The 20,218-nt window shown below is 69.6% G+C and carries 17 protein-coding genes and 1 pseudogene; 14 read left to right on the top strand and 4 right to left on the bottom strand.

The window, feature by feature from the left end:
• Positions 1-48: 48 nt before the first annotated feature.
• Both AOK23_RS05380 and AOK23_RS05385 read left to right on the top strand, forming a co-directional pair.
• A complete protein-coding gene (locus tag AOK23_RS05380) occupies positions 49-660 on the top strand; it encodes a winged helix-turn-helix domain-containing protein (RefSeq protein WP_055711598.1) in 612 nt (203 codons plus the stop codon).
• Positions 657-1,970 (top strand): MFS transporter, encoded by a 1,314-nt coding sequence (locus tag AOK23_RS05385; protein ID WP_055711599.1) that lies wholly within the window; start codon positions 657-659, stop codon positions 1,968-1,970. Before AOK23_RS05380 ends, AOK23_RS05385 begins: the two co-directional genes overlap by 4 nt.
• Positions 1,971-2,081: 111 nt before the next feature.
• On the opposite strand, the gene AOK23_RS05390 is transcribed toward AOK23_RS05385, so the two are convergent.
• Positions 2,082-2,423: a hypothetical protein gene (locus tag AOK23_RS05390; RefSeq protein ID WP_055711600.1), complete on the bottom strand. Its 342-nt coding sequence runs from the start codon at positions 2,421-2,423 to the stop codon at positions 2,082-2,084.
• Between the two features lie 117 nt (positions 2,424-2,540).
• On the opposite strand from AOK23_RS05390, the pseudogene AOK23_RS05395 reads away from it, so the two are divergent.
• The 8 genes and pseudogenes from AOK23_RS05395 to AOK23_RS05430 all read left to right on the top strand — a co-directional run.
• Positions 2,541-2,846 (top strand): annotated as a pseudogene (locus AOK23_RS05395) (transposase); the annotation flags it as partial.
• Between the two features lie 143 nt (positions 2,847-2,989).
• A complete protein-coding gene (locus tag AOK23_RS05400) occupies positions 2,990-5,527 on the top strand; it encodes a GMC oxidoreductase (RefSeq protein WP_055711602.1) in 2,538 nt (845 codons plus the stop codon).
• Positions 5,524-7,440: a hypothetical protein gene (locus AOK23_RS05405; RefSeq protein ID WP_055711603.1), complete on the top strand. Its 1,917-nt coding sequence runs from the start codon at positions 5,524-5,526 to the stop codon at positions 7,438-7,440. Before AOK23_RS05400 ends, AOK23_RS05405 begins: the two co-directional genes overlap by 4 nt.
• 13 nt (positions 7,441-7,453) lie before the next feature.
• The gene (locus AOK23_RS05410) at positions 7,454-8,458 is read left to right on the top strand and encodes an alpha/beta fold hydrolase (RefSeq protein WP_206336116.1); all 1,005 of its coding nucleotides are present in this window, start codon (positions 7,454-7,456) and stop codon (positions 8,456-8,458) included.
• Entirely contained in the window at positions 8,455-9,384 is a 930-nt protein-coding gene (locus AOK23_RS05415) for an acetoacetate decarboxylase family protein (RefSeq protein ID WP_079049307.1), read from the top strand. Before AOK23_RS05410 ends, AOK23_RS05415 begins: the two co-directional genes overlap by 4 nt.
• Complete coding sequence (locus tag AOK23_RS05420) at positions 9,381-9,863, top strand: anthrone oxygenase family protein (protein WP_055711604.1); 483 nt, start codon at positions 9,381-9,383, stop codon at positions 9,861-9,863. The genes AOK23_RS05415 and AOK23_RS05420 overlap by 4 nt, the downstream gene beginning before the upstream one ends.
• Entirely contained in the window at positions 9,860-10,321 is a 462-nt protein-coding gene (locus AOK23_RS05425) for a hypothetical protein (protein WP_063791286.1), read from the top strand. The genes AOK23_RS05420 and AOK23_RS05425 overlap by 4 nt, the downstream gene beginning before the upstream one ends.
• Before the next feature lie 14 nt (positions 10,322-10,335).
• Entirely contained in the window at positions 10,336-11,694 is a 1,359-nt protein-coding gene (locus AOK23_RS05430) for a patatin-like phospholipase family protein (protein WP_079049308.1), read from the top strand.
• Here the strand turns inward: AOK23_RS05430 and AOK23_RS05435 are convergent.
• The 3 genes from AOK23_RS05435 to AOK23_RS51600 all read right to left on the bottom strand — a co-directional run bounded on the left by AOK23_RS05435 (position 11,682) and on the right by AOK23_RS51600 (position 14,341).
• Positions 11,682-11,882, bottom strand: coding sequence for a hypothetical protein (locus AOK23_RS05435; protein ID WP_157877946.1), 201 nt, complete (start codon positions 11,880-11,882; stop codon positions 11,682-11,684). The genes AOK23_RS05430 and AOK23_RS05435 overlap by 13 nt on opposite strands.
• A 1,114-nt stretch (positions 11,883-12,996) precedes the next feature.
• Positions 12,997-13,443: a hypothetical protein gene (locus tag AOK23_RS49390; RefSeq protein ID WP_240496262.1), complete on the bottom strand. Its 447-nt coding sequence runs from the start codon at positions 13,441-13,443 to the stop codon at positions 12,997-12,999.
• Positions 13,382-14,341, bottom strand: a complete 960-nt coding sequence (locus AOK23_RS51600) for an alpha-L-fucosidase (RefSeq protein ID WP_338056432.1) — start codon at positions 14,339-14,341, stop codon at positions 13,382-13,384. Before AOK23_RS51600 ends, AOK23_RS49390 begins: the two co-directional genes overlap by 62 nt.
• Before the next feature lie 270 nt (positions 14,342-14,611).
• Between AOK23_RS51600 and AOK23_RS05440 the strand changes: the two genes are divergently transcribed.
• The 4 genes from AOK23_RS05440 to AOK23_RS05450 form a co-directional block, all read left to right on the top strand.
• Positions 14,612-15,946 (top strand): family 43 glycosylhydrolase, encoded by a 1,335-nt coding sequence (locus tag AOK23_RS05440; RefSeq protein ID WP_063791288.1) that lies wholly within the window; start codon positions 14,612-14,614, stop codon positions 15,944-15,946.
• Positions 15,947-17,627: 1,681 nt separating this feature from the next.
• Entirely contained in the window at positions 17,628-19,079 is a 1,452-nt protein-coding gene (locus AOK23_RS05445) for a glycoside hydrolase family 43 protein (RefSeq protein WP_055711606.1), read from the top strand.
• Between the two features lie 80 nt (positions 19,080-19,159).
• The gene (locus tag AOK23_RS47695; RefSeq protein WP_157877947.1) at positions 19,160-19,390 is read left to right on the top strand and encodes a hypothetical protein; all 231 of its coding nucleotides are present in this window, start codon (positions 19,160-19,162) and stop codon (positions 19,388-19,390) included.
• A 206-nt stretch (positions 19,391-19,596) separates the two neighbouring features.
• The coding region (locus AOK23_RS05450; RefSeq protein ID WP_240496260.1) for a TnsA-like heteromeric transposase endonuclease subunit at positions 19,597-20,218 on the top strand (622 nt) is incomplete at its 3' end.

Below are 20,218 nucleotides of genomic sequence, written 5' to 3' on the forward strand. Positions count from 1 at the left end.
TTGCAGAGTCTTCTCTGCAGAGAAGACTCTGCAACCTACGCTGTAGGCATGTCCGACGAACCCGAACCCGAACGCACACCACAGCCCGCCAAGCCCGCCCGGCGCCTTGATGCGCGCAGCCTGCGGGGGCTGGCCCATCCGCTGCGGATGAACATCTATGAACTGCTCAGTCTGGACGGCCCCGCCACCGCCACCAGGCTCGCCGAACGCCTCGTGGAGAACACGGGCACCATCAGTTGGCACTTGCGCCACCTCGCCGAGCACGGCTTCATCGAGGAGGAAACCGGACGAGGCACGAAACGCGAGCGCTGGTGGAAAAGGGTCGACGTCACGAATGAGCTGAACACTGCCGATTTCCGCGACGATCCCGACACCCGGGGCGCGCTGTCGGTCTACCTGCACGAACTGGTGCAGCAGTACTTCAGCCGGGTCGTGAACTACATCAGCGAGGACTGGGACGACAGGTGGCGGAGCGCCGGCACCGTCTCGGACTGGAGTGATCTGCGGATGACCCCGAGTCAGCTGGAGGCACTCAACGCGGAGCTGATGGCTGTCATCGCCCGCCATACCCCTGCGCCGGATGCCGAGCCCGCCCCGGACGCGCTCCCTGTCGTCGTGCAGCTCCAGTCCTTCCCCCGCAAGGAGCGTGGCACCGCATGAGCCAGGGCATACGCGGTGGTCTCCTGAGTCGCCACCGCGATTTCCGTCTGCTGTGGTGCGGCGAGACCGCCGGCAAGTTCGGCGCGTCCGTCACCGGGGTGGCGATGCCGCTGGTTGCCGTCTCCACCTTGCACGCCAGCACGTTCGAGGTCGGCCTGCTGAGCGCTGCCACCTGGGCCCCTTGGATGATCATCGGTCTCCCGGTCGGTGCCTGGGTGGACCGGCTAGGGCGCAGACCGATCATGCTGGCCGCCGCCGCGGCCTCTCTCTTACTCTTCGCCAGCGTCCCGGTCGCCGCATGGTTCGGCTGGTTGAGTATCGGACTACTGCTGGCCGTGGCCCTGCTGACGGGCACGGCAGCGGTGTTCTTCCAGACCGCCTACAGCGCGTATCTCCCCAGCATTCTGGAACCCGATGACCAGCCCGAGGGCAACGCCAAACTGCACGGCAGCGCGTCCGCCGCGCAGATTGCCGGGCTCGGCTCCGGCGGCCTGATCGCACAGTTGGCAGGTGCGGTGAACGGGATGTTGGCCAACGCCGCGACATTCCTCATCTCCCTCCTCTGCCTCGCAGGCATCCGGCATCGCGAGCCACGTATCACCAGAACCGAACATCGCCCCGATTCACTGGTCAGTGAAGTCCTCGAAGGCCTGCGGCTGGTCGCCGTCGACCCCTGGTTTCGCACGTTCACACTCTTCGGCGCTGCCTCCAACCTGGCCCTTATGGGATACCAGTCAATCCAGGTGGCCTTCCTGGTCCGAAGCGTCGGCCTGACCCCAGGGACGGTCGGCGCACTCATCGCGGCTACCAGTGCCGGAGGCGTGGCCGGGGCATTCGCCGCACGCCGGGTCGCTCACCGGATCGGTACGGCCCGCGCAACACTGCTGTTCGAACTGGGACTTCCCATGCTCGGTCTGCTCATCCCGCTGACCGTCGGCGGAGCCGGGATCCTGCTCTTCATGACAGGCGGCTTCAGCGTCTCCGCGGGCGTCGTCGCCGGCAACATCCTCAAGGCGAGCTTCCAGCAACGCTACTGCCCGCCGGATCTCCTCGGTCGCCTCACCGCAAGCACAGCATTCCTCAGCTACGGAACGATCCCCATCGGAGCACTGCTCGGCGGCGCGCTAGGAACCGCACTCGACCTCCGCACCGCCATGGCCATCACGACAGCGGGAGTCCCGCTCGCCGCACTGATCCTGCTCTTCTCCCCGATCCGGCGATCCCGGGACCTGCCGACGTCCCGCCGGCCAACGAGTAATTCCAAACTGCCGCTGGATTCTGATGGTGAGTCGGCCCTACCTCGTCATTGACCACGACTGCACCTGGAAATCACTCCTCCGACCGAGCGCCAGAACTTCCGTCGGCTCTCACGGGGAGACTTCACACCCGCGGACACGATGAACTGAGACACAGGCGCCCACTCATCGTTGGCGAACAAGAAGAACTGAGACACCAGCAGCGGACCGTCTCACCACACGATGCATCAAGACCGGCCGCCAGAACACCGGCCGCCAGTGGTACGGGAGTTGCTCGGTCTCCAGGACATTCCTCGCGCCGAGCACGATCGCGCGCGCCAGCTGGATCAGCGCCGCCCCGCGGTCCCGCCAGCCCGGCCCGGTGCCCTTCGGCAACGCCGCACTCAGCGCGAGGGTCAGCCCGGTGCGGTCGGCGACCTTCCGCAGCAGCATCACGCCCGCGTGGCCGATCAGGTTCTTGCCGTCGGCCCGCACAGCAAACCGGTGATCCCACTCGGTGGCCTGCACCTGTTGGGTGCCTCTTCTCTGCGACGGTTCTGATCTAGACAGTCCAGATCATTGCAGGTGGGAGGCACTCTTCTCGTGTCGGGACGTCAGGTCACGACCGTGAGCCGAACACATGAGGTCAACTGCGGGCGGATCGACGCTGACCGGCTGCGCTCGCTGTTGGTCGGCCCACGGTTCCCGAACCGTCGGCTGATGCTGGCGATGGACGTCTCACCGTGGCTGCGGTCGGATGCGCCGTGCTCGCGGGACCGGTTGTTCTGCCACGTCTACGGCCCGGCGAAGACCGCGTCGCAGTTCATTTCCGGGCGGCCGTACTCCTTCGTCGCGGTACCGGAGAGGGGAGCCACGCCCTGGACGCAGATCCTGGACGCCGTCCTCCTCGGCCCGGTCGACGATGCCACCGCCGTCACCGCCGGCCGGATTCTGACCGACATCCGAAGGCGTAAGTGATACGCGAAGTTGAAAGAGATACAGCAAGAATCTCCCGTTTGCTGGCCTCTACTCCCGGTGTGAGCATGTTCTAAGGGGTTTGAGCACGCTGTGGGGGGCCAGGGCAGGGAGTACCCATGGCCGGCGCACCGCACGACAGCCAGGACACAGCCCACGTCGACACCGTGGTCGTCGGCTCGGGCTTCGGCGGGGCGGTCACCGCGTACCGCCTCGCCGAGGCCGGCCGGTCGGTCGTGGTGCTGGAAAGAGGCAAGCCGTACCCGCCGGGCGGCTTCCCCCGCAGCCCCGCCGACATGGCCCGCAACTTCTGGGACCCGAGCAACGGTCTGCACGGCATGTTCGACATCTGGTCCTTCCGCGGCCTGGAAGGGGTCGTCTCCAGTGGCCTGGGCGGCGGATCCCTCATCTACGCCAACGTCCTGCTGCGCAAGGACGAACGGTGGTTCGTGCACGAGTCGCCGCTGCCCGGCGGCGGTTACGAGAACTGGCCGATCGGCCGCGCCGACCTCGACCCGCACTACGACCGGGTGGAGCGCATGCTCGGCGCCACGACGTACCCGTACCAGGACACCCCGAAGACACTCGCCCTGCACCAGGCGGCCCGTCGGCTCGACCTGCCCGTGTTCCGGCCGCCCCTCGCCGTCTCCTTCGCGCCCCGGCCCGGTGCGCCGCCCGTGCCGGGCGCGCAGATCACCGATCCCGACTACGGCAATCTGCACGGCCTGCCCCGCAGCACATGCCGGCTGTGCGGTGAGTGCGACGTCGGCTGCAACTACGGCGCGAAGAACACCCTGGACCACACGTACCTGTCGGCGGCCCGGCACCACGGTGCCGACGTGCGCACCCGATGCGAGGTGCGGGGCTTCGCACCCCGTCCCGGCGGTGGCTACGACGTCTCGTACGTCGTCCACGATCCGGCCCGCGAAGGCCGCCGCACCGCCACCGACCGGCTGCCCCTGCACCGCATCCGTTGCCGCCGACTGGTGCTGGCGGCCGGCACCTTCGGCTCGACCTATCTGCTGCTGCGCAACCGCGCTGCGCTGCCCGGCCTCAGCAGCGCGCTGGGCACCCGGTTCAGCGGCAACGGCGACCTGCTCGGCATGATGCTGCGCGCCACGGCCGACGCCGACGGGGGCCGGCCCCTGCGGCTGGACGGCAGCAGAGGACCGGTCATCACGAGTGCCGTGCGCGGCGGCGACGCACTCGACGAGGACGGCTCGGCGGGGCGCGGCTTCTACATCGAGGACGCCGGATACCCGGACTTCGTCGCGTGGCTCGCCGAGTCCGCCCAACTGCCGGGCGGCGCCCGCCGCCTCCTCGGGTTCGGGCTGCACCGGCTGCTGACCCGCCTCGGTGTGGATCCGGCGGGCCGCGTCGGCGGGCAGCTGGCGTTGCTGCTCGGGCCCGCCATGCTCTCCGCGACCTCCCTGCCCCTGCTGGGCATGGGGCGCGATGTGCCGGACGGCCGGATGCGGCTGCGCCGCGGCCAACTCGACGTCGACTGGACGACGCGCACCTCACGCGCGTACTTCGAGCGGGTCCGCTCGACCATGCGGGACATCGCGGGCGCGCTGGGCGGCGATTTCCTCGACAACCCGCTGTGGTGGTGGGGCAACCGCGTGATCACCGTGCACCCGCTCGGCGGTTCCCCCATGGGCCGTCATCCGGGGGAGGGCGTGTGCGACGACATCGGCGAGGTCTTCGGCTTCCCGGGCCTGCACGTGCTGGACGGCGCGCTGCTGCCGGGCGCGGTGGGCGCGAACCCCTCCCTGACGATCGCCGCCGTCGCGGACCGGGCCTGCGACCAGATCCTGGACGGGGAATCGGCGCCGCACGCGGCCGCCAGGGCGTCGGCGGAACGTACGGCACGTACGGCGCGGACGGCACCCGAGGGACCGGCGGCCGACGGGTCCGCGCCGCGCACCCCGACCGAAGCCGCGCCGCCCGGCCCCGCGATGCCGGGCGCCCACGCCTCGCCCGCGAAAGCAGCCTCGCCCACCGGAGCAGCCTCGCCCACCGAGCCACCCACCAGCCTCAGCTTCACCGAGGAGATGAAGGGGCACGTCGCCCTCGATGTCGACGACCCCGAGCAGGGGCACGCGCTCGGACGCTCGCTCGGGCAGCGGCTGAGCTTCCGGCTCACCATCACCGCCGCCGACGTCGACCGCTTCGTCGCCGAGCCGACCCACGCGGCGGACACTGTCGGCCACGTCGACTGCGACGTCCTCGGCGGGCGACTGGAGGTGGAGCGCGGCTGGTTCAACCTCTTCATCCAGGACGGCGACCCGAGCCGACGGCGCATGCGGTACCGGCTCCACCTGCGCACCCAGGAGGGCACCCCGCTCACCCTCACCGGGCACAAGGACGTCCACGACGACCCCGGCGCCGACGTCTGGCCCGACACCTCCACCCTCTACGTCCGCCTGCTCGCCGGGCACACCCACCCCGACGACGACACCACCGCGCCCGCCATCGGTGCCGGGATCGTCATCATCCGGCTCGGTGACTTCGTCCAGCAGCTGACCACCTTCCGCACCACCGGCCCGCATCCGGCGCGGGCGATGGAGCTCTTCGGCAAGCTGTTCCTGGGCGAACTGTGGGCCGTCTACGGCCGGCGCCTGGCGCGCGCCGAGCCCGCGAAAGACAGGCCATGAACCTCAAGCAGCTGCGCGCGCACGCCAAGGAGCTCGACTTCACCCCCTGCGAGCCGGTGCGCTGGCTGGACCCGGCCTGCCTCGTGCGGACCGGCGTCAAGGTCGCACTGGCAGACGTGTTCGCCGCGTACGCCGACAAGCGGGAGATCCAGGGCACCCTCAGGGCCGCGCCCCTGCGGGCCCCGCTCGGGGACCCCGATCCGCACGAGCTGTGGATCGACTACGTCGCCGACCTCGGTGACGGCTTCGAGGCCACCGCGTCGGTGGCCTGGGCCCTCGCCGCCGACGACCTCACCGTCCACCGCGAGCGGCTGCCGCGCGGCTCACTGCTCGTGCTCGGCGGCGACGAGGTCTACCCGGTGGCCTCGGCGGCGGCCTACCGCGACGGCATGACCGGCCCCTACGCCTCCGCCCTGCCGTCCACCGACGGCGCCCCGCCGCTGATGCTGGCCCTGCCGGGCAACCACGACTGGTACGACGGCCTCACCGCGTTCCTGCGGACCTTCGCCCTCCAACAGCCCGTCGGTGGCTGGCTGACCCGGCAGACCCGCAGCTACTTCGCCGTACGGCTGCCGTGCAAGTGGTGGCTGGTCGGCCTAGACAGCCAGCTCGGCGCGTATCTGGACGACCCCCAGATGCGCTACTTCCAGAACCATCTGTCGGCCCGGCTGCAACCGGGCGACGGGGTGATCGTCTGCTGCGCCGAACCCACCTGGGTCAAGTGTGCCGACGACGCCGACGCCTTCGACACGCTGCACTGGTTCGACCGCACCGTGGTCCGTACCCGCACCGACCAGCGCACCGGCGAGCAGGTGCCCACCGGCGCCTCGATCCGGCTGTGGCTGACGGGCGACAAGCACCACTACGCCCGCTACGCCGAGCGCCTGCCCACGGATCCGCCCGAGTGCGCCCACCCGCCGCCCGACCCCCGGCGCCGGCAGATGGTGACCTGTGGTCTCGGCGGCGCCTTCCTGGCGTCGACCCACACCCTGCCCCGCGACCTGTCGCTGCCGCCCTCGGGGACCCGGCTGCGGGAGAAGGACGACCCCCCGGTGACCTTCACGCGCGCCGACGAGAGCACCTACCCCCGGGTGCCGGACTCCCGCCGGCTCGCCCGCCGGATCGCGGCGCCGTGGTCCCCGTACTGGCTGCCCCGGCGCAACCCCGGCTTCTGCCGGCTCACCGCGGCCCTGCACACCGCCGCCATCGTCGTCCTCGGCTTCCTGTTCGCGGCGGCGCGGGAAAGTTTCCAGCCCGTCGACGCGGTACGGCACGGGAGCGCCGCGGACCTGGGCCTGTTCACCGCGGTGACCGGCGGGGTCCTGGTGGTGCTGTGGGGTCTCCTGCGCCGGACCTGGCGCCCGCGCCCGGCCAGACCCCGGGCCGCCGACGCCGTACTCCTTCAGGCCGTGGTGGCGCTGGGGGCCCTCGCCATCACCGTCGCGCTGCCGTTCCCCGCCGACTGGCCCGGCTGGGGGGTGCTGCTGGTCTGTCTCGCGGTCGCCGCGGTGCTGGGCGCGGTGGCCGGCTCGCAGGCCTTCGCCCTGTGGGTGCTGTCGGCACGCGGCGGCGCCGTCGCCGACTGGCAGATGTCCGGACAGGCCGTCGAGGACCACAAGGGCTTCCTGCGTCTGCACATCGCGCCGAACGGCGACCTCACCCTGCACGCCCTGGTGCTCGACGGGATCTGCCATCGGTGGAACCTGACCGACGCGCCGGGCGGCCGCAAACGTGCGGTGCCCGCCGATCCCCTCACCGTACGGCTGATCGAGGACCCCGTCATGATCGCCCGGGAGGCGAAACGCCATGACCGCACGCCCCGAACCGAACCCGCGAGGCCACGGGAGTCCCGGCCCCCGGACCGGGACCGGCTCCGTCCGGCGCACGCCCACGCGCCCCACGACCCGCCGTGACCACATCACCGAGGTGCGGCCCCTCACCGCCCGCGACGGCCGGCCGCTGACCGTCGTCCATGTGCAGGGCCGGCATCCGCCGACCCGTGGCCCGGTGCTGGTCGTGCACGGCGCGGGCGTACGGGCCGAACTCTTCCGGCCGCCGCTGCCCAGGACCTTCGTCGACGCCCTCATCGACGTCGGCTGGGACGTGTGGCTGCTCAACTGGCGGGCCTCCATCGACCTGGACCCGATGCCCTGGACCCTCGACCAGGCCGCCGCCCACGACCATCCGGCCGCCGTCGAGCACGTCCTCGCCGCCACCGGCGCGGACCGGCTCAAGGCGGTCGTGCACTGCCAGGGCTCGACGTCGTTCGTGATGGCCGCCGCGGCCGGGCTGCTGCCCCAGGTGGACACCGTGGTCAGCAACGCCGTCTCGCTGCATCCCGTCGTGCCCGCCGTGTCCCGGTTCAAGATCAGCAAGGTGGCACCGGTCGTCGGCCGCGTCCTGCCCCACCTCTCACCGGCCTGGGGCGACCGGCCCGAGGGCTTCGCCGCCCGCTGCGTCGCCGGCTTCGTCCGCGCCACCCACCGGGAGTGCCGCAACGGCGTCTGCCGCATGGTCAGCTTCACCTATGGCTCCGGACGGCCGGCCCTGTGGTCCCACGCGAACCTCGACGAGGCCACCCACGACTGGATCCGCGGCGAGTTCGCCGACGTCCCCATGACCTTCTTCGCGCAGATGGACGCCTGTGTGCGGGCCGGCCATCTCGTGGCCACCGGCGAGGTCGAGGGTCTGCCGCTGTCCTTCACCGACCGGGCACCGCAGACCGACGCCCGCTTCGCGCTGTTCGCCGGCGAGGACAACCGCTGCTTCCTCGCCGAGAGCCAGCGCCGCACCTTCGACTTCCTGCACCGCCACCGCCCAGGCCGCGACAGCCTGCACATCCTGCCCGGATACGGCCACCTGGACGTCTTCCTGGGCCGCCGCGCGGCGGCCGACACCTATCCGCTGATCCTGGAGGAGCTGGCGCGATGAATCCCGCACTGGGCCTGGCCCGGATGGTGATGTCTGCGACACCGTCACCAGTCCCGCGCCGGCAGCGACGACTTGCCGGACGGCACGCTCTCGTCGACGGCATCCCGTTCGTGCTGCCGGTGGATTCCACCGACACGCCCGCGCTGATGGCCGCGTTCCCCGTCGACCGCGCGGCGGCCGCCCGGCTGCTGCCCGGCGGCGAACTGCACCCGCTGGCGATCCCCGGCGGCCGTGGTCTGCTCGTCGTCACCGTCGTCGACTACGCCCGCACCGACATCGGCCGCTACATCGAGTTCTCCGTGGCCATCGCCTGCACCCACGGCCCCCGGCCCGCACCGCCGCTGCTGCCCGGGCTGCTGCGCGGCAGCTTCGGCACCGGCCAGTACGTCGTGGACCTTCCGGTGAGCAGCGAGATCTCGGTCAAGGGCGGCAAGGGCATCTGGGGCATGCCGAAACACCGGGCCAGCCTCGACTTCAAGGTGGGCGACCGGGCCGTCTCGAGCCAGTACGAGGACGACGGCCGGCTGGGCATGCTCATCGAGATCGAACGCCCGCCCGAGACGCGGCTACCGCTGCGGGTGGCCGCGGTCAACTACTGCGCTTTCCGGGGCATGCTGATGAAATCGTCCATCTATTTCGAGGGCGCCGCCGACATCGCCCTGGGCAGGCGGGCCCGCGCCCGTCTCGTCCTCGGCGACGCCCCCGCAGTCGCCGCACTGCACGGCCTCCAGATCGCCGAACAGCCGCTGTTCACCTGCTTCCTGCCGTCGACCCGGGGCATCCTCGACGACCACTTCGAATGCTGGTTCCTGACGTGTGAGGAGGCCGGGCGGACGTTCGGCGAACCACTCCAGAGCATCGTCGACCTGGGCCTGTCGGAGGAGTGGCCCGCACCGCCGCGGATCGACGTGGGAGTTCGGCCGTGAACACCTTGCTGCTGGTGAACGCGCTGTACTTCCTCTTCGGCGCGACGATGTACATGGGCACCATGTGGGTGCTGCGTCTCTTCCTGTATCCCACCTGGCGTGCGCTGACCCCCGAGAACGTCGACGTGCACTTCGGCGTGCCCACGACGCTGGCGACCCGGTTCTTCACGGTCGTCGTACCGCTGATGTTGATCTCCGGCATCGTGTTGGTGTGGAGTGAGTGGGGCAGCTGGTACATCGTGCTGGCGGCCGTCTGCCTGGTCGGTATCGCGCTGATCACGTGGTTCGGGCAGGGGATCGTCGTCCCGGTCAACAAGCGGATCCGGGGCGGCCAGTTCGACGGGCAGGCAGGGCTCACCCTGTTGCTGGTGCGGTGGATGCGGCTCAACGACATCCGGTTCGTCTTCGCCACGGTGACCTGGGCGGCGATCGTCTGGTACATCGCGGCCAAGGGGGATCTGTGGGGTGCCCTCTCATGACCCTGCTTCCGGCCCGGGTGACCGGTGCCCCGCTCCGGCTGGTCCTGCTGGCCATCGCCGCGGTCACGGTGGTGACCGGGGCGTGCCAGATGGTGGCCCCCGGCCCCGTGCTGGAGCTGCTCTCCACCGACTCGGCCCGCTCCTCGTCCCTGAGCCGGCATCTCTTCGCGACCATCGGAATGTTCATGATCGTCATCGGTGGGCTGCTCGCCCATCAGCTGCTGTCCCCCGGGGCGCCGTCCTTCCCGCTGCTGTGGGTGGGGTTGCAGAAGTTCGGCGCGTTCGCCCTGGTGACGGCAGGGGTGGCGCGGGACCTGTTCAGCGGCCTGGCACTGCTCGTGGCGCTGTTCGACCTGGCCACGGCGGGGCTGTGCTGGCTGCTGTGGCGCCGGCCGCCCCGCCCGGCCGAGTCCTTCGTCGCCGCGGACGCCGGTACGGCAGGGCCCGAGATCAGGTGAGGCGGTGATCGACGATGAGACGGTCGCTGGTCCTGGCGGGCGGCGGAATGCGGGTGGCCTGGCAGACCGGCGTGGTCCGGGCACTCGACGAGTACGGCACGGAGTTCGACCACGTCGACGGCACTTCCGGCGGCATCCTCACCACGGGCATGCTGCTGTCCGGCCAGGACCCGGCGGAGATGGGCCGGCGCTGGTCCGACCTGCGGGTCCGTGACGTCAACTCGCCGCTGCCGCTGTCGGACTACCTGCGCGGACCCTGGGCGCTGCCCGCCCTCGGCGACGCGGACGGGGCGATCCACCGCGTCTTCCCCGCGCTCGGCATCGACCCGGAGGCCATCCGCTCCTCACCGCTGCCCGGCACCTTCAACCTGGTCGACTTCGCCACCAAGACCTGCGTCGCCGTGCCGCACACCGAGGTCGACGCGGAACTGCTGGCCGCGGGCATGTCGCTGCCGCTGTTCATGCCACCGCTGCACCGCGACGAGCACATCTGGACCGACGCCGTATGGGTCCAGGACGCCAATGTGGGGGAGGCCCTGCGCCGCGGTGCCGACGAGGTCTGGCTGGCCTGGTGCATCGGAAACACGCCGTACTGGGGCGACGGACCGCTGGAACAGTACGTCCACATGATCGAGATGTCCGCGAACGGGGCACTGTTCGCCGAACTGGCCACCGCGTCCCGGCCGTTCACCCTGCACGTGGTCAAACCGGAGTACCCGCTGCCCCTGGACCCCGAGTTCCTCGCAGGACACGTCACCGCCGACACCCTGATGGAGATGGGCTACCGCGACGCCTGGCACTACCTCGACGGTGCCGACCCGCAGGGCGTGCCGAAGGACTCCGGCTGTACGGCGATGCGGGTTCCGCCGCGCGGAGCGCGGTACCGGGAGCGCCTGCACGGCGAACTCGACGGCGCCGACCTCGTGCTGGAGGTCGCCGTCGACCTGCCGCTGCCCGACGACGACGCCCCGTCACCCGGAGCCCGGCTGGTCGGACACATCGACCACGATCCGTGGGGCGGCCGGGTGCTGCTGGCCGACGGCCGCGCGGAGGCGGACGGCAGCGCGCTCACCTACACGGCCCGGGTGCACCTGGCGGGTCGGTGGCACGAGGTCCGGGCCCGCCGCGCACCGGCCGACGTGCGGGTACCGGCCCTGTGGTCCCAGACCCGGCCCGTGGCCTTCCGGATCGCCGACGGCAAGGACGTCGCACTCGAACTGGGCCTGCGCGACGCGGCACACGCACTGGCCTCCGTGGCCCCCTTCGGCACACACGGCATCCGCGAACGCGCCGACACCATCACCGAACTGGCCGGCACCCCACTCCGCAGCATGGTGACGGCCGCGCCGGGCAGGCCCGCTCAACGCCCCTGACAGCTGTCCTGCGCCCGCTTGCTCATCCGCTCCCAGAACGCTCTCAGCTCGGCCAGGTTCGTACCCCGCTGCCTCGTCTCGGCTCGGTGGACGGCAGCGGTCATCAGGTGGCGGCGGGGCCGGAAGTGGGGCGAGATGCCGCCCGACGTCTCCAAGCAGACCGTCTCCACCATCACCGACAAGGCCATGGACGGCACGCGACGCGTTGATCGCCGGCGGAGCCTTCGTTGTCTGGGACGGCCTAGTTCCTGCCGACCGCCTGGCACATACCTACCGGGCGCGGCTCCGTATCGCCCAGAAGCACGGCCAGCCGACGCTGGCCCTCGCCGCCACCGTCGACATCCTTTCCCATGCAGCAGAAGAGCCTCTCCGTATCGGGCGCATCGACGCGGCCGACATGTCCCGGACGTTCATGCTCTTCCTCAACGCACCGCTACCGCGGTACTGGCCTGCACCGGCGTCGCGAGAAGTGTTCTGTCGCACTGCGGCGGTCAGAGGGTGGGCCGCTGACGAGCTGGGACGCCAGGTCGCTTGCGGCCACGGAGGCTCGGATTCCTCAAGCGCATCTGACCGGCCGCGATGTTGCCGCCGCAGATCACACGTTCGCCGGCACCGTCTGCACGCCTGCGTCGACTGACCCGGCTCCTGTCACACTGACAACGCCTTGTCCCCGGCAGTTGCCGGGGACAAGGCGTTGTCGCGGGTGGCTACCCGATCCAGATGACGTCCAGGACGGACAAGTGCCGGGTGAGCCGGTTGATCACGTAGACGTCGGACAGCTGTCCGACGGATGCGGCGCGGACGTAACCCTGAGGCCAAGTCCGGCGCATCACCACACAGGCGCCCGTTCGGGTAATCAGGAAACCTCGAATTTTGAGAATTAGCGCCGTCTTTCGTTTTCCTTGCTCAGGCATCCACTCGCCTGCGGAATGAAGCTGTCAGCGAATGGCGAGTTGATCGAATGATTGTGCCTGGGCCTTGGGTGGTCGTCAGCCGGACAGGGCTCCCGTCGGGGTGCACGCTGTTGAGGAGGGTATATGTGCGCAGCCTGTTTCGGCGGCGCTTCAGGTACGCCGTAACCAGGGTGAACAACATCATGGCGGCGAGGTGGTTGCGCGCTGAGATTGGCCCCTCCGGCGCCACGTACAGGAGGTGCCGTTGCGGTTGCACACGATGGCTGGCCAATGCTCGAAGATCATGGTCGTCGTGCGGACACTGATCTGACAGGTTTGGAAGCGGCTGGTGGACGTTGGTGGGACGGTCGGTGTCTGGCGCGAGAACCAGGTGCTCACGTCGGCGAAGTCAGCCACCTGTGCTCGTTCGGACGAGGCGCGAGGAGTCGCCTTGCAGCAGGCAGCGGCCCGTTCGTGGCTGTCCTCCCGGATGGTCGTGCGGCAAGAAACTGATGAGTCCACGTGCTACGAGCGAAGAGGGACGTAGCCCTTGGTGCTGGCCTGTCCAGCGTTCGCGATGCGGTTCGCCGGGGCGTTTGCTCGCTGTTCGGACGTCAGTGGCCAGTCGTGAGGCTGCATGAACAGCAGTTCGCCGGTGGCGACCATTTCCTCGCTGTAGACGGCGTCCACCGGCCACTGGTTGGCCGCTGTCGCGGAGCTTGCCGGGTTCCCAGAAGAAGACTGCGTCCGCGTCCGGGCCGTGCTGACCCGGCCAGCCGTCGCCCCAGTAGATGTCATCGACCTTGCCGTACTGCGTCATCAGCTCCTTGACCTGTTGGTACACCTTGTTCTTCATGATCCGCGCGTTCTCCTTGTACGCGGGATCGGTGGGTAACCGCACTTGTTGGGCGGGCAGTTGGTGCCGGTGACGTCGTAGTAGCGAGGTAGCGCCAGCTCATCGGGGAGTAGTGCAGACCGACCCGGAGTCCGGCGTTGCGTACGGCGGTTACGCACTCGCCGATCAAGTCCCGCTGCATCGGGGCCTGTCCGGCGTGGAAGGCATTCGGGTGGGAGGACGGCCACAGGGCGAAACCGTCGTGGTGGCGGGCCGTCAGCACGGTGCACTTCGCGCCCATGTCCTTGGCCAGATGTGCCAGTTCGCCGGCTTGTAGGCGCTCGCGGTGAACTGCTCGATGGCCGCGTCGGTCACGGTGAGCCGGCACGCCGCCGGCCAGGAGCGTGAACAGGCCCAGGGAGAATCGGAACTGAACTGGCCAGTTCCATTGACGTGCTCCTGGCTGCAACTTATCTTTCGATCGCAATTCGTAGTTCACAATTCCGCACATTGTTCGAAATATCGGACTACGTCGAAGGGGGCAGCAGTGTTCCGCACCCGTCACTGGTCCACCGTTCCACGCTCTGGCGAAGCCTCCGGCAGAAGACCCACATACCCGTGCTTCCCTCCGGCTGGCGGCGGTATTTGTCGTCGTCGGCCCGCTCTTCACATCCCAGACCCTCGCCACCCGAGCGGGCTGCTGGGAGGCTGCGGATCCAGATGGCCGCTGCTCGGAGGTCGAGTCCGGCGGGGTGGCTCTGACCACGCGGTTCGCCTGACCACCGCGTGTCAACCGTTCGACGCCGCGGCCACGGAAAGGCTCAGGCTCCTCGTCCACCCCCTCGAGGAGCCGGACGCAGAGCTGCCCCAGCGAGCGACCCACCGGTCGAACCCGCCATCTGCGACCCGACCGCACCATCTCTCATCTCGAACGTCATCCGGCCCCGCCTTCGGCTGACGCTCCCCACTCACACCCGCCGCCTCCGCCCCGGGCTGCCCATGGGCTCGGTGGGCCACAACACGCCCTTCCCCCGATAGCAGGAGTACGAGGATGGAAAATTCACCGACCCACCGGGACAGATCAAGATCGACCGGCAAACTGCCTGCTCACGCGGATGGGACGCCGCCCGGGCGGATTCCGCTGCGGCGCCGGATCCGCCGCGCGGGCAGTGCCCTGACCGCCACGGTCATGATGATCACTGGTCTGCTCCTCGCCGGCTCCCCGGCGCAGGCCGACAACCCCATAGACACGGACCGGTTCGTGGCGGACCCGTCGGCGCACGTCTTCGACGGGCGCATGTACATCTACGCCACCGACGACTCCGACAACAGCGGTACGTACTGGGACTCCAAGGACTGGCGCTCGTACTCCTCCGCCGACGGGGTGACCTGGACCGACCACGGACAGGTCTTCGACCTCACAGGCTTCAGCTGGGCCAAGAGCCTGGCCTGGGCGCCTGCCGCCGCGCAGCGCAACGGCTTCTACTACCTGTACCTGCCGACGGACCGCAACAAGATCGGTGTTGCCCGCAGCACCTCGCCCACGTCCGGGTTCAGTGACGTACGCGGGACACCCCTCATCGACACCTCGCGCGACGCGAACACCGGAACAGAGCCCATCGACCCGATGGCGTTCATCGACGACGACGGACAGGCGTACCTGTACTTCGGCAGCAGCCGCCAGCCCAAGGTCGTCCGGCTCAACTCGGACATGATGTCGACCAGCGGCCCCATCATGAACGTCACGGTCAACGGTGCTCCCGGCCAGGGCTTCGCCGAAGCCCCCTGGATGCACAAGCGCAACGGGCTCTACTACTTCTCGTTCTCGACCGGCTGGCCGGGACAGATCCAGTACGCGACCGCGACCAGCCCGCTCGGTCCGTTCACGTACCGGGGCGTCGCGCTCGACTACGTCAACGTGAACACCAACCACTCGTCCATCCTGGAGTTCAACGACAAGTGGTACATGGTCTACGCGAACAAGGCTCTCGAGGGCGGAGGTAACCACCGCCGGTCGATCGCCTTGGATTACCTGCACTACAACAGTGACGGCACCATCAAGACGGTGGTCCAGACGGCCGTCGGGACCGCGGGGCCGGAGGGCCCCTACGAGACGATCACCAACCGCAACAGCGGCAAGGTCGTGGATGTCAGAAGCCGCAGCACCGCCGACGGCGCCGGCATCATCCAGTGGACGAGCAAAGACCTGGCCGCGAACCAGCACTGGTTCTTCCGTGACGCGGGCAACGGCTACTACAACGTGGTCAGCCGCAACACCGGAAAGTGCCTCGACGTCCAGAGCGCGAGCAGGACGGACGGTGCGGCCGTCATCCAGTGGCGCTGCACCAGCGGCACCAACCAGCAGTGGTCCCTGGCCAAGGTCGGCGACTACGTGCAACTGGTGGCGCGGCACAGCGGGAAGTGCCTCGACGTCAGCGGCAAGAGCACCGCCGACGGCGCCAGCATCATCCAGTGGACCTGCACCGGCGCCACGAACCAGCAGTGGACCAGAACCACGGTGTGACCTCCCCGGGGCCACGACCGGCCGGAGGGCTGACCTGCCTCGCACGCAGGTCAGCCCTCCGGCCCCTCGACACGTCCGCACATCAGGCACCACCGTCGGCTCAATGAGGTTCATGGTGTGGCTGCGCTACTCGCCCAGCCGGCTGGGCGCTGGTGCGGTGCGAGCGGCGGGTGAGCGGGGTGCTGGCCGCGGTGCGCGGCTTGCTGTCGTACGCGGTGTCGGTGGGCGCGGCGCCGCGGTCGGTGCTGGGACAGCTGTACGAGCTGGCGGACAGCTGAGCCGAAGCTCAGGAGCTGTCACCATCGGGACCGGCTGAGCTGGTGAATGGAAGCGGTCGAAGCAGCCTGGCTGTCACAAGCGAGGCATCGGACTTGTCACAGACGCTCATTCAGCAGCCTGTCTGTCACCAGCTACCGGAAGCCGAGGGGTTCTCTGCGGCGATTCCATGAGGTCATGGCCGCTACAGCGCTGGGTCGGGGAGAGTAGTCGAGGCCGCTGACACCGGGTCCGTATGGTTGCATCAGTGCAGCTGCGAGGGGGACCTTTTCGTGTCGACGGACGTCGATGCGGGCAGGCCCGGTCTGGATCCGCGTGACGGCTGGGCGAGACGGTGAGCGGTCTCATGGCGGGCAGGTGGAGACGATGTGTAGGACCTCGTACAGGAGCCGGTGCTCACGAGCGACCCGCGGCACTTCACCTGGCGTCGGGACCAAGGGCACGGTCCTGGCCTGCAGCCAGCACCGGCCGTCATCACGGCGCGCAGAGCTTGGCGGAGGGCCGGGTGCTGCTTGACCTGGACTTCGCCGGCGACGTGGTCGACGTCGTCTCGCAGCCGTTGAAGATCTCTTTCGGGACCCTGCGGGAAGCGCCGCTCCCACATCCCCGACTACCTCGCGGTGACCCGCCACGGCGTCTGGCTGATCGACATACGCCCCGAGGCTCTGCGCAAAGGGGCGGACCGGGAGTCGTTCGCTGCGGCCGCTGAGGTCGCTGCCGCATGCGGCTGGCGCTACGCGGCGGCTGCCCGCTGGCGCGAGCACGCCGTCGCGGGACTGGACGCGAGGGCGTCGCGTCGGAGGCTGAGGTTCGATCCGCCGGGCCGGTGCTGCTCTCCGAGGCCGCCGACGGATGGAGGTTTCGGCGTTACGTGCTTGCAGGCGAGATCCCTGTCCTGTTCGCAGCGCCCTGGCAGTGGTTGTGCAGTCGGCGTTCTGACGCGCGGCCCGAGCGCGTAGGGAAGTCTCCGCAGCTCAAGGGGTGTAGCAGAGGAAGTCTCACCGTCATGGGCGGTTGCGGGTGCGACCGCGCGGAAATCGAACTGGCCGGTTTCATTGACGCGCTTCTGGCTGAGACCTATCTTCTGATCGAACTTGCGAACAACGTTCGATTTTTCGAACCATGGCCGTCAAAGGGGACAGCCCATGTTACGCACCCGTCTCCGGCGCGCTCCCGAGCTGGCTCCGGTGGCCCTCTGCGCCGCCTTCGTCACCCGACCCGCCACGGCGGGGTCCCCGGTCGCTGCCATGCTCACGCGGAAACCGCGGCACGTCGGCCGCTGACCAGCGCGACGCGGCGCCCACGTCGCGCGGAGCCGGTCCTGCCCCAACAGTACGGAGGCCGGGCCTCACCCTCGACCTCACTTGCCCCTGATCACGGCACCCCAAAGAAGACAGGAACGGATATGCCCGCGGTTCTCTCACGGCTGGCGGCGATATTTGTCGCCGCCTGCCTGCTCTTCACCGCCCAAGTCGTTACCACACCTCAGCGCGCAGCCGCCGCCGACCCGGGTTACCTGATGGTGCACTTCACCGGTGAGGGGGCGACCAACCAGCAGATGTACCTCTCGCACAGCACGGACGGCCTGCACTGGAACGACCTCAACGGCGGCGCCATGGTCCTGCGCTCCACGGTCGGCACCAAGGGGGTGCGTGACCCCGCACTCGTGAGATCCCCCGACGGCAGCAAGTACTGGATCATCGCGACCGACCTGTGCATCGGCTGCGGGCAGGACTGGAACGCCTCCATCAACAACGGCAGCCGCAACCTGGTGGTGTGGGAGTCGACGGACCTGGTCACCTGGTCGGATCCGTGGCTGCTCAACGTGGCCGGCGCGATCCCCGACGGCCGCAACGCCTGGGCCCCCGAGGCGATCTGGGACCCCGAGACCAACGACTACGTCCTGTACTGGGCGACGAACGTGCCCCTCGACGGCAAGACGAAGCACCGCATCTTCTACGCCCGGACCAGCGACTTCCGCACCATCACCACCCCGCAGATCTACATCGACCGCCCCGGCACCCAGGAGATCATCGACACCCAGATCATCGAAGTGCCCTCGGGCGTCGGTAACTACCGCTACGTGCGGGCCTCCGCCGACGGACAGATCACCCTCGAGGGCAGCAACTCCATCCTCGGGACGTGGACCAGGCTGGGCGACCTCTCCGGCATCGGCCTGATCGGCACGCAGGGCACGACCGGCACGCGGGTCGAGGGCCCGATGTGGATGAAGTTCAACGGCACCAACAAGTGGGGTCTCTACCTCGACCAGTACGCCACCAACAGCGGCTACATGCCGGTCCTGACGACCAACCCCTCAGACCCCGCCTCCTACCAGAAGCAGGTGACGGGCAGCTACAACATGGGCGGCACCAAGAAGCGCCACGGCTGGATCCTGAACCTCACCGCCGCCGAGGAGAGCCGGGTGCTCGCGCGCTGGCCCAACACCCCGGTCCAGCGCCTGCAGTCGTTCAACTTCCAGGACCGGTACGTGCGCCAGACCAACTTCGACGTGCGCATCGATCCCAACGTGAGCCCCGCCGACGACGCCCAGTTCCGGATGCGGCCCGGCCTCACCGGCACCGGCACCGTCTCCTTCGAGTCGGTCAAGTTCCCCGGCTACTTCCTGCGCCACGCCAACTACGACTTCCAGCTGGTCCGCAACGACGGCACCGCCCAGTTCGCGGCGGACGCCACCTTCCGCCAGGTCGCCGGCCTCGCCGACCCGACCTGGTCGTCCTTCCAGTCCTACAACCACCCGGACCGCTACATCCGCCACTACGCCTACCAGCTCCGCCTCGACCCCATCACCACCGCGACAGGACGCGCCGACGCCACCTTCCGCGTAACGAGCTGACCGACGCCGACAAGGTGGGGGCGCCTGCACGGCGCCCCCACCCACCCATCGCTCCACCAGACCGAAAGGAGCTGTCCGGCATGCCGGATACTTTTCGACCGCGCGGCGTGACAGCACAGCGCCGCCCGAGATTCCGGCCGGGCGCTCTCGCCGCCGTGGCCGCCGCCGCCTCGCTTCTGGTGGGCGTCGCCGGCCCAGCGGCCCCCGCCCAGGCAGCGGAGATCACCGATGGCCTGGCTCTCTGGTACAAGCTCGACGCCACCTCGGGCACCGTGGCGGCGGACGCCTCGGGCCACCCGGCGCTTCCATGAGGTCATGGCCGCTACACGTGCTGGGCCGGGAAGGGTAGTCGAAGCTGCTGACACCGGGCCTGTCTGGTCGCATCAGTGCAGCTGGGAGGACCTTCTCGTGCCGACGGACGTCGACACGGGCAGGTCCGGTCTGGAGCTGGGCGACGGCTGGACGAGACGGTGGGCGGTCTCGTGGCGGGCCGGCGGGGCACGATGCGTCCTGCTCGGTGCACGATCTCGTACAGGAGCCGGTGCTCACGAGCGACCCGATGCGGCACTTCACCTGGCGCCGGGACCAGCGGCACCGTCCTGGCCCGCAGTTTCTGACCAGCACCGGCCGTCATCACGGTGCGGAGAGCCTGGAGGAGAGCCGGGTGCTGCTGGCCCTGGACTTCGCCGGGGACGTGGTGGACGTCGTCTCGCAACCGCTGAAGATCTCCTTCGGGACCTGCGGGAAGCGCCGTGCCCACACCCCTGACTACCTCGCGGTGACCCGTCACGGGGTCTGGCTGCTCGACGTACGCCCTGAGCCGCTGATCAAGGAGTCGGACCGGGAGTCGTTCGCCGCGGCCGCCGAGGTCGCCGTCGCCTGCGGCTGGCGCTACGCGGTGGCCGCCCGCTGGCGCGAGCACGCGTTCGCCGGGCTGGATGCGATGGCGTCGCGGCGCCGGCTGAGGGCCGATCCGCTGGGGCTGCGGCCGGTGCTGCTCGCCGAGGCCGGGGGCGGGCGGAGGTTCGGCGAGCTCGCGGCGGCGACGGGCTGCGAGCCGGTCGCCCGGGCCCAGCTGCTGCACCTGCTGTGGTCGAGGCAGCTGGGCGTCGACCTGGCCGGCCCGCTTCAGGACCGCT

The organism is Streptomyces torulosus (assembly GCF_001419765.1).
Lineage (GTDB): Bacteria > Actinomycetota > Actinomycetes > Streptomycetales > Streptomycetaceae > Streptomyces > Streptomyces torulosus.